This is a genomic window from Brevirhabdus sp. (genome assembly GCF_052826345.1).
In genome coordinates this window covers 58,291-74,080 of the sequence record NZ_JBRBUA010000018.1, presented here as the reverse complement: position 1 = coordinate 74,080, position 15,790 = coordinate 58,291, and the positions used below count along the sequence as shown (strand labels likewise).

The window sequence follows — 15,790 nt, the reverse complement described above, 5'->3', positions numbered from 1 at the left end:
GGTGTTGGTCACCGTGCCGTTCTTTTCGTACCACGCCGAAGACGGCAGGATCACGTCGGCGTAGTTCGCCGTCTCCGTCAGGAAAATGTCCTGCACCACCAGATGATCGAGTTTGGCCAGCGCGTCGCGGGCATGATCGACATCGGGGTCCGACATCGCCGGGTTCTCGCCCAGGATATACATGCCCTTGATCTGCCCGTCATGGATGGCATCCATGATCTCCACCACGGTCAGGCCCGTTTCGTTCGAAAAATCGCCCGATTGCCAGACTTCGGTAAAGGCCGAGCGCACGCCGTCGTCGGTGACCGACTGATAGTCGGGCAGGAACATCGGGATCAGCCCCGCATCCGACGCGCCCTGCACGTTGTTCTGCCCGCGCAGCGGATGCAGCCCCGATCCGGGCCGCCCCACCTGCCCCGTCATCAGCGCCAGGCTGATGAGACAGCGCGAATTGTCGGTGCCGTGGATGTGCTGCGAAATGCCCATCCCCCAGAAGATCATGCCCGCCTTGGCGCCCGCAAAGGTCCGCGCGACCTCGCGCAGGGTCTCGGCAGGGATGCCGCAGACCTTTTCCATCTCCTCGGGCGGAAAGCCCTTCAGATGCGCCTTCATCGCCGCCCAGTTCTCGGTGAAGGCCTCGATGTACTGACGGTCGTAGAGCTCCTCCTCCACGATCACATTCATGATGGCGTTGAGCATCGACACGTCGGCGCCGGCCTTGAATTGGAGCATATGCGTCGCAAAGCGCTTCATGCCCTGGCCGCGCGGGTCCATCACGATCAGCTTGCCGCCGCGCTTGGCGAACTGCTTGAAATAGGTGGCGGCGACGGGGTGGTTCTCGATCGGGTTGGCGCCGATGACGATGGCCACATCGGCATTCTCGATCTCGTTGAAGGTGGCCGTCACCGCCCCCGAGCCGACGTTTTCCATCAGCGCCGCGACCGAGGACGCATGGCACAGCCGCGTGCAATGATCGACGTTGTTGTGGCCGAAGCCCTGGCGGATCAGCTTCTGGAACAGATAGGCCTCCTCGTTGGAGCATTTGGCCGATCCGAAACCCGCGATTTCCCTGCCCCGGCCCTTCATGCCGCCGGCGGCGAAATCCAGCGCCTCTTCCCAGCTCGCTTCGCGGAAGACCTTATCGAAATTGCCCGGCTCGACGTTCAGCCCCTTGGGCGGCGCGTCCTCGCGGCGGATCAGCGGCCGGGTCAGGCGGTGCGGGTGGTGGATGTAATCGAAGCCGAAGCGGCCCTTCACGCAAAGCCGGTTTTCATTGGCCGGACCGTCGATGCCCTCGGCATAGAGGATCTTGTCGTCCTTGATCTTCAGCGACAGCTGACAGCCGACGCCGCAATAGGGGCAGACGGTTTCGACCTCGCGATCATAATCCCTGCTGTCGCCGGCCTGGTGCTCATCGAGCACCGAGGCGGGCATCAGCGCGCCGGTCGGGCAGGCCTGGACGCATTCGCCGCAGGCCACGCAGGAGGACGCGCCCATCGGGTCGTCCTGGTCGAACACGATCTTCGCCTCATGCCCGCGCCCCGCCATGCCGATCACGTCGTTGACCTGCACTTCGCGGCACGCGCGGACGCACAGGTTGCAATGGATGCAGGCATCGAGGTTGACCCGCATCGCCACATGGCTGTCGTCGAGCAGCGGCACGCGGTCCGGCTCCATCGCGGGGAACCGGCTTTCGCTGACGCCATTGAGTTTCGCCATGTCCCAGAAATGCGAGGAGCGGTCGTGCGCCGTCCCGGGCTGGTCGGCGGCAAGCAGCTCGACGACCATTTCGCGCGACTTGCGGGCGCGGGCGCTGTCGGTCCTGACCACCATGCCGTCGGCCACGGGCCGGATGCAGGAGGCCACGAGCACCCGCTCGCCCTCGACCTCGACCATGCAGGCGCGGCAGTTGCCGTCCGGGCGGTATCCCGGTTCCGGTTTGTGGCACAGATGCGGGATGATCAGCCCGCGTCCGTGGGCGGCCTCCCAGATCGAGATATTCTCAGGGACGGTAACGTCCTCGCCGTCGAGGTTGAAAGTGACGGTGGCTGTCTGTGATCCGTCGGGCATGTCACACCTCCCCTTTCTGATTGCCATAGCTGGTCGCGCCGCGCGCGTCGGGCGCGCTGCAGCCGACCTCGTCGCCGAAATGCTTCATCACCAGCCGGATCGGGTTCGGCGCCGCCTGCCCCAGACCGCAGATCGAGGCATCCGCCATCACGTCGCACAGATCCTCCAGCAGGGTCTGGTCCCAGTCGTCGGCCTGCATCAGCTTGACCGCCTTTTCGCAGCCGGTGCGGCAGGGGGTGCACTGACCGCAGCTTTCATCCTCGAAAAACCGCAGCATGTTCAGCGCCGCATCCCGCGCGCGGTCCTTGTCCGACAGCACCACCACCGCGGCCGATCCGATGAAACTGCCCAGGGGTTGCAGCGTGTCGAAATCCAGCGGCACATCGTCGATCGACGCGGGCAACAGCCCCGAGGACGGCCCGCCCGGCTGATAGGCCTTGAATTCATGCCCCTCCAGCATTCCGCCCGCCGCCTCGATGATATCGGCGATGGTGGAACCTGCGGGCAGCAGGTGAACGCCCGGCTGCCGGACGCGGCCCGACACGGAATAATTCCGCAACCCCTTGCGGCCGTTCCTTTCGGTGCCGCTCAGCACCTCCGGCCCCTCGCGGCAGACGCGGGTGACCCAGTAAAGCGTCTCGACATTGTGCACGAGCGTCGGGCGGTCGAAGATCCCGACCTGTGCGACGAAAGGCGGCCGATGGCGCGGCAGCCCGCGCTTGCCCTCAATCGATTCGATCATCGAGCTTTCCTCGCCGCAGATATAGGCCCCCGCCCCGCGGCGCAGGTCGATATAGCCCGCGGGTGCGATGCCCGCCTTCTCCAGCGCCTCGATCTCCTTGTGCAGGATATGCAGCACCGCCGGATATTCGTCGCGCATGTAGATGAAGCATTTCTCGGCCTCCACCGCCCAGGCGGCGATCAGCATCCCCTCGAGGAAGACATGCGGCTCCCGTTCGAGCAGATAGCGATCCTTGAAGGTGCCGGGTTCGCCCTCGTCGCCGTTCACCGCCAGATAGCGCGGGCCGGGGTTGGCGCGCACGAAACCCCATTTGCGCCCCGAGGGGAATCCCGCGCCGCCCAGACCGCGCAGCCCCGCACTCAGGATCTTTTCCTGCACCGCCTGCCAGTCGCCGCTCCCGCGCAGATCGGCAAGCGTCCGATAGCCCCCCTCGGCGGCATAGTCGGCCAGCGGCTGGTAGGGCGGGATGACCGGATGGGTCCGGCCCGCCCCGACCGCGGCCATGACCTTTTCCGGCGTGGCATTGTCGACGTGGTGATGGCCCAGCTCGATCACCGGGGCGGTGTCGCAGCGGCCCATGCAGGGCGCGCGCAGAACACGCACCTGCGCGGGATCGAGCCCTTCCTCCAGCGCCGATTTCAGCTGCCGCGCACCAGCCATCTCGCAGGAGAGCGAATCGCAGACGCGGATGGTCAGCGCGGGCGGCGGGGTGTCGCCGTCGCGGATCACGTCGAAATGCGCGTAGAAGGTGGCGACCTCGTAGATCTCGGCCTGCGCCATGCGCATTTCATGCGCCAGCGCGGAAATGTGGTCGGCGGACAGATGGCCGTAACGGTCCTGAATCAGGTGCAGAAATTCGATCAGAAGATCGCGCCGCCGCGGCCGGTCGCCGATCAGCGCCCGAACCTGTTCCAGCGCGGCGTCGTCGTGCTGGCGGCCCTTCGGGGTCTTGCGGCTCTTGCCGGTGCCTTTTTGCTTCCAGATGCCTTTTTGCTCGTCCAACGGTGCCATCTTGTCCTCCCATGACTTCGTCAGCGTGGCATTAACGTCTTGTGTTGTAAAATTCCGATTCGTTAACCTACCATAATCACCGCTTATCAATCGCGGGTCGCGACCGCCCTCAGCGCTTCGATCGTCGGCAGGCTGGTCTCGCGCGCGCCGGTGATCAGGCAGACCGTCTTTTCGACGACCGGCTCGGTCAGCGGCAGGATCACGGTGCCCTGGATCGCGCCCAGCGATTGCGACAGCACGCCCGGCAGAACGGTCGCCGCCAGCCCCTGCACGACCATCACGATGGCCGAGGCGAAGCCGCTGGTTTCCGCGATGACCCGTGGCGCGGCGCCCGCGAGATCGAAGACCTGATCCAGGATGCGACGGTTCTGCATGCTGGGGTCGAGCAGCGTCAGCGGCAGTTCCGCCGCCTCGGCCCAGGTGACCGTGCCCTCGCTGCGCGGGGCCAGCGCTTCGGGCACCATGAGCACATAGCTTTCTTCGTACAGCGGCTCGATCTGCAAAAGATCGCGCGGCGTGCCGTCTTCGTAGGTAAGGCCCGCGTCGTACCTACCGTCCTCCAGCCCCTGCTGGATGGCCAGCGACGACGCGGATTCGATGCGGCCCACGATGTTGGGATGATCGCGGTTGAGCGCGGCCAGCAATGTGGCGGCATAGCCCGCGGCGGTGGGGATCACCCCGATCTTGAGCGAACCCGACACATCCCCCTTGGACGACCGGAACTCCTGCTCGAAAATCTCGACCTCGTCCATGATGGACCGCGCGTGGCGCATGATCATCATCCCGTCCTCGGTCAGCCCCTGAAAACGGTTGGCCCGCTTCACGATCGAGATCTGGAGGCGTTCCTCTATCCGGCGGATGCGCATCGAGAACGCAGGTTGGGAGATCCCGCATTCCAGCGCGGCACGGGCGAAATGCTTGTGCCGCGCCAGCGCGCTCAGACAACGCAAGTCTTTGAGATCAAGCATGTTTCCTCCAAATTCCAACGTGCAGCCCCGGCGCCGCAATCGCGCGTCTGAGGCCTTTTCACCGCGCCCCCGCGGGGCGCCGGTTGCGTTGACATGCAACGTTTCGTGGCATACCAAGTACCATATAACAAGCATCGGGGGAGGAGTGCCGGAATGTTTCTGTCCGAATACCAGTCCAAGGAGCTTCTGGCCCAATACGACGTCCCCGTTCCCCGCGGCCGCCTGGCGCATAACCCGCAGGAGGCCGAGCAGCGATGCGCCGAGATCCCGGCGCGCAAATTCGTGGTCAAGGCGCAGATCACCGCCGGCGGGCGCGGTCTGGCGGGCGGCGTCAAATTCGCCGCGACGCCCTCGGCGGTGAAGGACGAGGCGCGGCGCCTGCTGGGCACCACCTTGGTGACGGCCCAGCACGGCAGCACCGGCGAGCTGGTCGAGGCCGTCTCGGTCGAAGAGGCGCTGGATCTCGTCTCCAGCTATTTCATGGCCTTCGTTCTCGACCCGATGTCCGGGCAGCCGATGCTGCTGGCCTCGGCCGACGGCGGCATCGAATTCGAACAGCGCTCGCAGATGGACCCCTCGACCGTCAAGGCGCTGGAACTGGGGCCTGATACGGCCGAGGCGCGCGCCACGCTGACCGAATTCCTCGCCGGGATCGGGATCGACAGCGATCCGCCGCTGGATATCCTGTTCTCGGCCCGGCAGGCCTTTGTGGAAACCGACATGGCCCTGCTGGAAATCAACCCCTTCGCCCGCACGGGGACGGGCGCGGGCAAATGGGTGGCGATCGACGCCAAGATCACCCTGGACGGCAGCGCCTTGTTCCGTCACCCGGAATTCGAGTCGCTGGCCGACCGGCAGGGGCTGACCGCCCCCGAGATGGAAGCCCAGAAGAACGACATCAACCTGGTGCGGATGGACGGCAATATCGGCGTGGTGGTGAATGGCGCGGGCCTCGGCCTCGCGACCAACGACATGATCTTCGACGCGGGCGGCCAGCCCGCCAATTTCATGGACATCCGCACCACCGCGACCAGCCTCGACATTGCCAAGGGCGTGTCCCTGTTGCTGAACCAGTCCCGCACCCAGGTGATCCTGCTGAACGTGCATGGCGGCGGCATGACCGCCTGCGACACCGTCGCCGAGGGCGTTTCCATCGCCTATGCGCGCTCCGAACGGAAACCGCCCGTGGTGGCGCGCCTGGCGGGGCAGAACGCCGAATGGGGCATGCGCATCCTCAAGGATCGCAAGATCCCGGTCGAGGTCTTCGACACCATCTCCGGCGCGGTGTCCCGTGCCGTGCAAATCGCCGGCTGAAGGAGCAACCCATGTCGATTTTCGTCAATTCCGAGACGCGGGTGATCGTCCAGGGCATGACCGGGCGGGCGGGCACCTTCTACACCGACCGGGCCGTGCGCTACGGGTCCAACTACGTGGGCGGCGTGCGCCCCGGCAAGGGCGGGCGCCAACATCTGGACCTGCCTCCGTTCGACAGCGTGCGCGAGGCGATGGACGAGACCGGCGCCAATGCCAGCCTGGTCATCGTGCCCGCGCCCTCCGCGGCCAAGGCCATGATCGAGGCGATCGAGGCGGGTATCGGCACGCTGGTCTGCGTGACCGAACGCGTGCCCCAGCATGACATGAGCAGGGTCAAGGCCGCGCTGCGCCAGTCCGACACCATGCTGATCGGACCGAATTCGCAGGGAATCCTGTCGCCCGGCCAATGCAAGATCGGCGTGATGCCGACGGTCGACGCGCGCCCCGGCAACGTGGGCATCGCGTCGCGTTCGGCCTCGCTGACCTCGGAAATCCTGGCACAATGCAGCCAGGCCGGGCTGGGCCAGTCGACCACCGTGGGCGTGGGCGGCGACACGCTGCACGGCGTGGGCTTCGTCGAATGCCTCAAGCGGTTCAAGGACGACCCGGACACCGAATCCGTCGTGCTGATCGGCGAGATCGGCGGATGCGAGGAAGAGGAGGCCGCGGCCTACATCCGGGAAAGCGGATTTTCCAAGCCGGTGGTTGCGCTGGTGGTGGGCCGCCACGCGCCGCGGGGGCGCCGGATGGGCCACGCCGGCACGGTCTCGGCGCTGGGGCTGGGCTCGGCTACGGAAAAGATCGACCGCCTGCGCGACGCGGGTGTCGCCATCGCGGACAGCGCCGACGCCGTGGTCGCCACGCTGCTTCGCCTTCAGAAAAAGGCGTGAACGGACACAGCCGAGGGAGCCGGAGATGAAAGACCTGCCCGAAAAGATGCGCGTCGTCGAGCTGGACGGCTTCGGCACCCCCGACGTGCTGACCGAGGCAAAACGTCCGCTGGTCCACCCCGCCGCGGGCGAGGTGCTGATCCGCGTGATCGCCACCGGGGTGAACGGCCCCGACCTGGTGCAGCGGCGCGGCCACTACCCGCCGCCGAAGGGAGCCTCGGACCTACTCGGGCTGGAGGTTTCGGGCCAGGTCGCAGCCACCGCCCCCGATGTCACCGCCTGGCAGCCGGGCGACATGGTCTGCGCGCTGACCAACGGCGGCGGCTACGCGGAATATGTGGCCGTGGACGCGGGCCATTGCCTGCCCATCCCCGCGGGCGTAAGCCCGATCGACGCGGCCGGCCTGCCCGAGACCTTCTTTACCGTCTGGAGCAACGTCTTCCTCGATCACGCCATCCCAGAAAACGGCAATTTCCTGGTGCATGGCGGGTCCGGCGGGATCGGTTCCACCGCCATCCAGCTCGGCCGCGCGATCGGCCTCAACGTCTTCACCACCGTCGCGGACGACGAGGCCGCCGCGTTCGCGCGCGCGCTCGGCGCGGCGCGGACCATCCTCTACGAGACCGAGGATTTCGTGCCGGTTTGCCGCGAGGCCGGCGGCATGGACATCATCCTCGACATCATCGGCGGCGATTACGTGGCGCGCAACATCAAGGCCGCGCGCCACGATGCGCGCATCGTGCAACTGGCCTTCAACGCGGGGTCCAGGGTCGACATCGACCTGATGCCCATGATGCTGAAGCGGATCAGCTATACCGGCTCCACGCTGCGGTCGCGCTCTGACGGGTTCAAGGCGCGCGTGGCGCAAAGCCTGCGCGAAAGGGTCTGGCCGCTCTTCGAGGCCGGCGCGCTGCGCAGCGTGACCCACACGGTGCTGCCCCTGGCCGACGCCGCCGAGGCCCACCGCATGATGGAAAGCGCCAGCCACCAAGGCAAGATCCTGCTCACCCCTTAGATCCACGCGGGGCGCGGGCTGCGGCACCGCCCCGCCCGACCGGGTGACCTGCCCGGCGGGGGCAGGCCGTTCAAAACGTCGGCGGCGTGTTGGCCCAGAGGATACGTGCGCGGACCTCGCCCGGGTTGCGGTAGCCATGTTTGCGATGCGACTTGAAGTGGAACGCATCGCCCGCGCCCAGCACGAAGATCTCGTCATCCAGGAAAAGCTCGATCTGCCCGTCCAGAACGAACCCCATTTCCTCGCCGACATGGTCGATCTGCCCGTCGCTCGACCCGCCGGGTTCCACGATGTGGATGTTGCATTGCAGCATATGGTCGGGCGTGCAGGGGATCACCCGCTCCAGCCGCAGCCCTTTGCCGTTCCGAACCGCATCGATTTTCAGCACCGGGCGCTCGCCCGCACGCGACACGGACCGCTCCGCCGCGTCGGGTTCCTCGAAGAACAGATCGAGGGTCATCCCCAGCGCCTGTGCCACCCGGTGCAGCAGGGCGAGCGAGGCCTCCACCTTTTCGTTTTCGATCTTCGACATGTGGCCCTCGGAAATCCCGCTGTGGATCGCCAGCTCCTTGAGCGTCATGTTTCTGAGCCGCCTTGCCGATTTGATCCTCCCGCCGACCATTGCCGTCTTCCTCTCCGCTGGAGTTGCGCGATTGCTTAAACATGAGGCAGCGCGCTTCTTTCAAGCCTCTCTTCGGCCCGCGACGTTCCGGCCCATGCAAGAGCCATGCAAGATACTTGCATGGGCGGCGGAGTTGCGCATAGGCTCAGTTTAGAAGTCTGCGTCTCGAACAGGGCCCGCAGAACAAAAAAACAACCGGATGGCTCGACCGCCCGGAAACCAGGGAGAAAGAAACGATGAAATTTACCGATTTCGACCGGATGTCCGCGCCGCTGCGCAAGGTGGCGCTGATGGGCACCGTCGCCGTCGCCGGACTGTCGGTGGCCGGTTCCGCACAGGCCGAATCAGTGCTGAAGATCGTGCCGCACGCCGATCTGCGCAACATCGATCCGATCTGGACCACCGCCTATATCACCCGCAACCACGGCTATCTGGTGTTCGACACGCTTTTCGCGATGGACGAAAACCTTGAGGTACAGCCGCAGATGGCCGAAGGCTACGAGGTCAGCGACGATGGCCTGACCTATACGATCACACTGCGCGACGGGCTGAAATTCCATGACGGCGCCCCGGTCACCGCCGAGGATGCGGTTGCATCGATCAAACGCTGGGGCCAGCGCGACGGCATGGGGCAAAAGCTGATGCGCGTCACCGACAGCATCGAGGCCGTCGACGACAAGACGCTCAAGCTGACCCTGACCGAACCCTATGGCCTCGTCCTGGCCTCGCTGGGCAAAATTTCGTCCAACGTGCCGTTCATCATGCCCAAGCGGCTCGCCGAGACCGACCCGAACGCCCAGATCGAAGAGATCATCGGTTCGGGCCCGTTCAAGTTTGTCGCGGATGAGTGGCAGCCGGGCAACCAGGTCGTCTATGAGAAATTCGACGGCTACGTGCCGCGCGACGAACCCGCCAGTTACGCGGCGGGCGGAAAGGTGGCCAATGTCGATCGCGTGGAATGGCGCTACATTCCCGACGCGGCCACGGCCAGCCAGGCCTTGCTCGCGGGCGAGGTGGACTATTACGAACAACCCGCCGTCGACCTGCTGCCCATGATCCAGTCGGACCCTTCGATCAAGGTCGAGACGGTCGACCCGCTGGGCACCCAGGGCGTGGTGCGTTTCAACTTCAAATACCCGCCCTTCGACAACAAGCTGGTGCGCCAGGCGGCGCTCTGGTCGGTCCAGCAGGCCGATTACATGTACGCCATCATGGGCGACCCGAAGTATTTCGAGGAATTCTGCGGGGCCTATTTCATGTGCGGCGGCCCCTATGAGACCGACGTGGGCAGCGAGCCGCTGCGCGAGAAGGATATCGAGAAGGCCAAGGCCCTGCTGAAGGAGGCCGGCTACGACGGCACGCCCGTCGTGATCCTCGACCCGACCGACGTGCCGGTGGCGCACGGCCAGGCGCTGGTGACCGCGCAGGCGCTGCGTGACATCGGGATGAATGTCGAGCTGTCGGCGCTGGACTGGGCGACGATGACCTCGCGCCGTGCGGTGCGCGAATCGCCCGCGAACGGCGGCTGGAACATCTTCCCGACCTGGTGGCTGGCGGCGGACCAGCTGAACCCGATCACCAACATCTCGGTCGCGGCCTCGGGCGACACGGCCTGGTTCGGCTGGCCGGAAAACCAGAAGATCGAGGATCTGCGCAACGCCTTCGCCAAGGAAACCGATCTCGAAAAGCAAAAGGCCATCGTCGAGGAGCTGCAAAAGGAACTCTATGATTTCGTTCCCTACATCCCGACCGGCCAATACTACCAGCCGACGGCCTACCGCGACAACGTGAGCGGCGTGCTGAAAGCGCCGGTGCCGTTCTTCTGGAACATCTCGGTTGAATAACCCCGCCCCGACGATCCCGGCGGCGCACGGCATCACGCCCTGCGCCGCCTTGCATTTCCCGCGCCACCGAAACCGGATACCACCGACACAATGATCGCCTATGTCATCCGTCGTCTCATCGCCACGATCCCGATCATGGCGCTGGTTGCCGTGTTCGTCTTCATGCTGCTGCACCTCAGCCCCAGCGATCCGGCGCTCATCATCGCGGGCGACTTCGCCTCGCCCGAGCAGGTCGACGAGATCCGCCGCCAGCTCGGTCTCAACGCGCCGCTCTATCAGCAATTCCTGGGCTGGGCCGCAAACCTGTTGCAGGGGGACCTGGGCAAATCGATCTATTCCGGCCTGCCGGTGACCACGCTGATCGGCCAGCGGGTCGAGCCGACGCTGATGCTGACGCTCTGCACGATGCTGATCGCCATTGTGCTGGCGATACCGCTGGGCGTGATCGCCGCATGGAAAGTCGGCACATGGATCGACCGGGCGGTGATGACGCTCGCCGTGTTCGGCTTTTCGGTGCCGGTTTTCGTGATCGGATATCTGCTGATCCTGGGCGGCTCGCGCAAGCTGGGCTGGTTTCCGGTGCAGGGCTACACCAGCATCTTCGAAAGCTTCACCGGCTTCGTGTCGCATATCACGCTGCCGTCGCTGGCACTGGGGGCGGTCTACATGGCGCTCATCGCGCGCATGACGCGGGCCACCATGCTCGAGGTGCTCAACGAAGACTACGTGCGCACCGCCTATGCCAAAGGTCTCGCGACGCGCAAGGTGCTGGTCAAGCACGCGCTGAAAAACGCGATGGTGCCGATCAGCACGACCATCGGACTGGGCGTCGCGCTGCTGATCGGCGGCGTGGTGGTGACCGAGACGGTATTCGCCATCCCCGGCCTCGGGCGGCTGACCGTCGATGCGGTGCTGCGGACCGATTATCCGGTGATCCAGGGCGTCATCCTGGTCTTTTCCTTCACCTATGTGCTTCTGAACCTGCTGGTGGATCTCAGCTACGTGCTGTTCGATCCCCGCATCCGCTACTGACGCCGGAGCCAGACCATGACCGACACGATCAAGGATCCGACGCTGGGCGTCCGTGCGCGCCATCTGCTGGGGACGCTCGCCGAAAGCCTGCGCCGCAACCCGACGATGCTCTTCGGGCTGAGCGTGCTGGTGGTGATGGCGGCCCTTTCCTTCATCGCGCCCTGGCTGGGCCTGCCCAGCCCGATGGAGCAATCCCCCCGCGATCGTCTGCAAGGCCCCTCGGCCGAGGCGTTCTTCGGCACCGACATGTACGGCCGCGACCTGTTCAGCCGCGTGGTCCACGGCGGGCAGGTGTCGCTGGTGGTGGGCCTTTCGGTCGCGGCGCTCGCGACCGGCTTCGGGCTGGCGATCGGCCTGGTTTCGGGCTTCATGCGCAAGGTCGACGCGGTGCTGATGCGCGTGATGGACGCGCTGATGTCGATCCCCTCGATCCTGCTGGCGATCGCGCTCGTGGCGCTCTGGGGCAGCAGCGTGCCGAACGTGATCCTGGCGCTGACCATACCCGAGGTGCCGCGGGTCGTGCGCCTGGTGCGCTCGGTCGTTCTGATGCTGCGCGATCAGCTCTATGTCCAGGCCGCGATCGCGGCGGGCACGTCGACGCCGCGCATCCTGGTGCGGCACATTCTGCCCAACACCATCCCGCCGCTGATCGTGCAGGCGACATATATCTGCGCCCAGGCGGTGATCTTCGAGGCCTATCTCAGCTTTGTCGGGGCGGGCACGCCGCCTGAAATTCCCAGCTGGGGCAACATCATGGCCGAGGGGCGGATGTTCTTCTTCCAGTCGCCGGGCATCATCCTCTATCCCGGTGCGTTTCTCGCCGTCACCGTCTTCGCCATCAACACCTTCGGCGACGGGCTACGCGATTCGCTCGACCCGCGCATGCAAAGGAGAGTCTGAGGCATGGCCGATACCCACACGCCGGACGCGCCGCGCCAGTTCGACCGTTCCGCCGATCCGGTGCTGGAACTGAACGACCTGCGGACCCACTTCGACACGCGCGACGGCGTGGTCAAGGCGGTCGACGGGCTCAGCTTTGCCGTGCGCCCGGGCGAGATCCTCGGCATCGTCGGCGAAAGCGGCTGCGGCAAGTCGATCACCTCACTGTCGGTGATGCAGCTCGTTCCCAGCCCGCCCGCGCGCTACGCCTCGGGCGAGATTCGCTACAACGGGCGCGATCTGCTGAAGGCCAGCCAGACCGAGATGCGAAAGATCCGCGGCAACGACATCTCGATGATCTTCCAGGACCCGATGTCGTCGCTGAACCCGGTGCTGTCCATCGGCGACCAGCTGACCGAGGCGATCATGCTGCACCAGGGGCTGGGGCCCAGGGCCGCCATGGACCACGCGCGGGAAATGATGGAACTCGTCCACATCCCCGAGCCGCGCCGCCGCCTGAGCGAATACCCGCACCAGCTTTCGGGCGGGATGCGCCAGCGCGTGATGATCGCGATGGCGCTGTCGTGCAACCCGTCGGTGCGGATCGCGGAGGAACCCACGACCGCGCTCGAGGTGACGATCCAGGCGCAGATCCTCGCGCTGATGGAAGAGATCCGCGACAAGCTGAAGACCGCGATCATCCTCATCACCCACGATCTGGGTGTCGTCGCCGAGATGTGCGACCGCGTGCTGGTCATGTACGCCGGGCGCAAGGTCGAAGAGGCCGATGTGATCGACATCTTCGAGCATCCGCAGCACCCCTACACCCGGGGTCTCATGCGCTCCGTCCCCCGCGTGACCGGCGAAGACGCGCCCGCGGAAAACGCGCGCCTGTCCGAGATCTCCGGCATCGTGCCCGCGCTGACGGATCTTCCGCCGGGCTGCACCTTCGCCGCGCGCTGCCCCTTTGCGCGCGACCGCTGCCGCCGCGAATACCCGCCGTTGGAAACGAAGAAACCCGATCACCTGGCCGCCTGCTGGGAAAGCGCCAACCTGCCGGACTGGACCGTATGAACAGCGACACCCCGCTTCTCGAGGTCAGGAACCTGACCAAGCATTTTCCGATCACAGGCGGGCTTTGGAACCGCGAGCAGGCGCGCGTCTACGCCGTGGACGGCGTCAGCTTCAGCGTGGCGGCGGGCGAAACCCTCGGCATCGTGGGCGAAAGCGGCTGCGGCAAATCCACCGTGGGCAAGACGATCCTCAGGCTCGAGGACGCGACCCGGGGTCAGGTCCTGCTGAAGGGCAAGGACATCACCGGCCTGAGCCGCGGCGCGATGCTCGGGCACCGCCGCGAGATGCAGGTGATTTTCCAGGACCCCTATGCCTCGCTCAATTCGCGGATGCGCGCGCAGGACATCGTCGCGGAACCCTTGGGCAATTTCGACAGCGGCAGCCGTCGCGCGCGGCTGGAAAAGGTGGCCGATCTCTTTTCGCGCGTCGGTCTGCGCCCCGACGCGATGCACCGCTTCCCCTATGAATTTTCCGGCGGCCAGCGCCAGCGGCTGGGCATCGCGCGCGCGCTCGCGCTCAACCCCGAGATCATCATCGCGGATGAGCCGGTCTCGGCGCTCGATGTGTCGGTCCAGGCGCAGGTCATCAACCTGATGATGGATCTGCAGCAGGAAATGGGGCTGTCCTATCTTTTCATCGCCCATGATCTGGCGATCGTGCAGCACATCAGCCACCGCATCGCGGTGATGTATCTGGGCAAGATCGTCGAGATCACCGACAAACGCAGCCTCTTCCGCGATCCGCAGCACCCCTATACGCAGGCCCTGCTCGATTCCGTGCCCGTGCCCAACCCGCGGATGCGCAAGGCGCGCAAGGTGCTGAAGGGCGATGTTCCCAGTCCGATGAACCCGCCCAAGGGGTGCAGCTTCAACACCCGCTGCCCCTTCGCCTTCGAGCGCTGTTTCCACGAAGAGCCGCAGCTCAAGGACGTCGTGCCGGGCCACGCCGCGGCCTGTCACCTGCGCGACTGAAAGGACACCCGATGAACGATACGATCAGCGGCCTTGAGCTGACCAGGCGCTTGATCGCCTTCGACACGATCAATCCGCCGGGCGACGAGGCCGAATGCTTCAGCTACCTGGCCGACCTGCTGGCCGCGGCGGGCTTTGAGCTGACATGGCATGACTGGCGCCCGAACCGGCCGAACCTGATCGCGCGGCTTCCCGCGACCGAGGCGGCGGCGCGCGCGCCCCTGGCGTTTTCGGGGCATCTCGACACCGTTCCGCTGGGTCAGGCGACATGGAGTGTCGACCCCTTCGCGGGCGAGGAAAAGGAGGGCCGCCTCTACGGGCGCGGCGCCGCCGACATGAAATCCGGCGTCGCGGCCTTCGTGATCGCCGCATTGCGCCTCGCCGCGCAACCCGTGCGCCGCGCGGAGATCCAGCTGCTCGTCACCGCAGGCGAGGAAACCGGCTGCGAAGGCGCGCAGGGCCTCGTGGCCAGCGGTCTTCTGCAAGACGCCCATGCGCTGGTCATCGCCGAACCGACGGACAACCGCGCGCTCTGCGGGCACAAGGGCGCGCTCTGGATGAACCTGGTGCATGAGGGGGTGACCGCCCACGGGTCGATGCCCGAAAAGGGGCGCAACGCAATCTTCGCCGCCGTGGAAAGCATCCAGCGTCTGCGCGGGCATGACTTCGGGATCACGCCGCATCAGGTGATGGGCGGGCCCACCCTGAACATCGGCAACATGAAGGCGGGGCTCAATGTCAATTCGGTGCCGGATCGCGCCTGCGTCGGCGTCGACATCCGGTCGGTCGTCGGCCAGACGAACGAAGCGATCCGCAGCGATCTTCGGCGGTTGCTGGGCGACGGCGTGGTGCTGGAGACGCTGACCGACATGGACAACGTCTACACCGATTTCGACGACCCCTGGCTGGACAGCGTGTTCGACGTGGCCGAAGAGCTGCTGGGCAGCGAACGCGAAGTGGCGACCGCCACCTATTTCACCGACGCCTCGGTGCTCAAGCCGGCGATGGGCAACCCGCCGACCCTGATCATGGGGCCTGGCGCGATGGCGATGGCGCATCAGACGGACGAATATTGCGAGATCGCCCGGATCGAGCCCTGCATAGAGGTGTTCGAGCGACTCTGCCGCGATCACGTCGCCTGATGCCGCGGTGTCTTGTCTGCGGTGCGCAGGTGGGCCGCGGCGGCGCGCCGTGCAGGTCCTGCGGCACGCTCCAGCCGCAACGCAGGCTCGGCGGCGTGGTGGCGCTGGCGGTGCTGGTTGCGGGGCTGCTCGTCCTTTCGGTGGTCGCGGCGCTCTCCTAGGCCGGCGCCACCGCAGGGGCGCGCAGGCGGGGCGCATGTCCCGCCGCATCCGCGC

At 66.0% G+C, this 15,790-nt stretch carries 14 protein-coding genes; 10 read left to right on the top strand and 4 right to left on the bottom strand.

The features are described 5' to 3' along the window. From ACU0BR_RS02920 to ACU0BR_RS02910, 3 genes are all read right to left on the bottom strand, one after another. A partial coding sequence (locus ACU0BR_RS02920) for a molybdopterin-dependent oxidoreductase (RefSeq protein ID WP_446155349.1) occupies positions 1-2,070 on the bottom strand: 2,070 nt, incomplete at its 3' end. Between the two features lies 1 nt (position 2,071). Further along, on the bottom strand, positions 2,072-3,823 hold the full coding sequence (locus ACU0BR_RS02915) for an NAD(P)H-dependent oxidoreductase subunit E (protein WP_446155348.1): 1,752 nt from the start codon (positions 3,821-3,823) through the stop codon (positions 2,072-2,074). Between the two features lie 86 nt (positions 3,824-3,909). Continuing rightward, positions 3,910-4,791: a LysR family transcriptional regulator gene (locus ACU0BR_RS02910; protein ID WP_446155347.1), complete on the bottom strand. Its 882-nt coding sequence runs from the start codon at positions 4,789-4,791 to the stop codon at positions 3,910-3,912. A 153-nt stretch (positions 4,792-4,944) separates the two neighbouring features. Between ACU0BR_RS02910 and ACU0BR_RS02905 the strand changes: the two genes are divergently transcribed. From ACU0BR_RS02905 to ACU0BR_RS02895, 3 genes are read left to right on the top strand one after another with little or no spacing between them, the layout of a single operon-like run. Further along, positions 4,945-6,105, top strand: coding sequence for a succinate--CoA ligase subunit beta (locus ACU0BR_RS02905; protein ID WP_446155346.1), 1,161 nt, complete (start codon positions 4,945-4,947; stop codon positions 6,103-6,105). A gap of 11 nt (positions 6,106-6,116) precedes the next feature. Continuing rightward, positions 6,117-6,995, top strand: a complete 879-nt coding sequence (gene sucD, locus ACU0BR_RS02900; RefSeq protein WP_446155345.1) for a succinate--CoA ligase subunit alpha — start codon at positions 6,117-6,119, stop codon at positions 6,993-6,995. 25 nt (positions 6,996-7,020) lie between these two features. Then, the gene (locus ACU0BR_RS02895) at positions 7,021-8,010 is read left to right on the top strand and encodes an NAD(P)H-quinone oxidoreductase (protein WP_446155344.1); all 990 of its coding nucleotides are present in this window, start codon (positions 7,021-7,023) and stop codon (positions 8,008-8,010) included. A gap of 70 nt (positions 8,011-8,080) precedes the next feature. On the opposite strand, the gene ACU0BR_RS02890 is transcribed toward ACU0BR_RS02895, so the two are convergent. After that, entirely contained in the window at positions 8,081-8,632 is a 552-nt protein-coding gene (locus ACU0BR_RS02890; protein WP_446155343.1) for a cupin domain-containing protein, read from the bottom strand. Between the two features lie 236 nt (positions 8,633-8,868). Between ACU0BR_RS02890 and ACU0BR_RS02885 the strand changes: the two genes are divergently transcribed. The 7 genes from ACU0BR_RS02885 to ACU0BR_RS02855 all read left to right on the top strand — a co-directional run bounded on the left by ACU0BR_RS02885 (position 8,869) and on the right by ACU0BR_RS02855 (position 15,735). Continuing rightward, positions 8,869-10,476, top strand: coding sequence for an ABC transporter substrate-binding protein (locus ACU0BR_RS02885; protein WP_446155342.1), 1,608 nt, complete (start codon positions 8,869-8,871; stop codon positions 10,474-10,476). 90 nt (positions 10,477-10,566) lie between these two features. Next, positions 10,567-11,508, top strand: coding sequence for an ABC transporter permease (locus ACU0BR_RS02880; protein ID WP_446155341.1), 942 nt, complete (start codon positions 10,567-10,569; stop codon positions 11,506-11,508). Between the two features lie 15 nt (positions 11,509-11,523). Next, complete coding sequence (locus ACU0BR_RS02875; RefSeq protein WP_446155340.1) at positions 11,524-12,408, top strand: ABC transporter permease; 885 nt, start codon at positions 11,524-11,526, stop codon at positions 12,406-12,408. A 3-nt stretch (positions 12,409-12,411) separates the two neighbouring features. Next, positions 12,412-13,461 (top strand): ABC transporter ATP-binding protein, encoded by a 1,050-nt coding sequence (locus ACU0BR_RS02870; protein ID WP_446155339.1) that lies wholly within the window; start codon positions 12,412-12,414, stop codon positions 13,459-13,461. Next, positions 13,458-14,432, top strand: coding sequence for an ABC transporter ATP-binding protein (locus tag ACU0BR_RS02865; RefSeq protein WP_446155338.1), 975 nt, complete (start codon positions 13,458-13,460; stop codon positions 14,430-14,432). Before ACU0BR_RS02870 ends, ACU0BR_RS02865 begins: the two co-directional genes overlap by 4 nt. A gap of 11 nt (positions 14,433-14,443) precedes the next feature. After that, positions 14,444-15,574, top strand: a complete 1,131-nt coding sequence (locus ACU0BR_RS02860) for a M20 family metallopeptidase (protein WP_446155337.1) — start codon at positions 14,444-14,446, stop codon at positions 15,572-15,574. Further along, a complete protein-coding gene (locus ACU0BR_RS02855) occupies positions 15,574-15,735 on the top strand; it encodes a hypothetical protein (RefSeq protein WP_446155336.1) in 162 nt (53 codons plus the stop codon). Before ACU0BR_RS02860 ends, ACU0BR_RS02855 begins: the two co-directional genes overlap by 1 nt. The last annotated feature ends 55 nt before the right edge of the window (positions 15,736-15,790 follow it).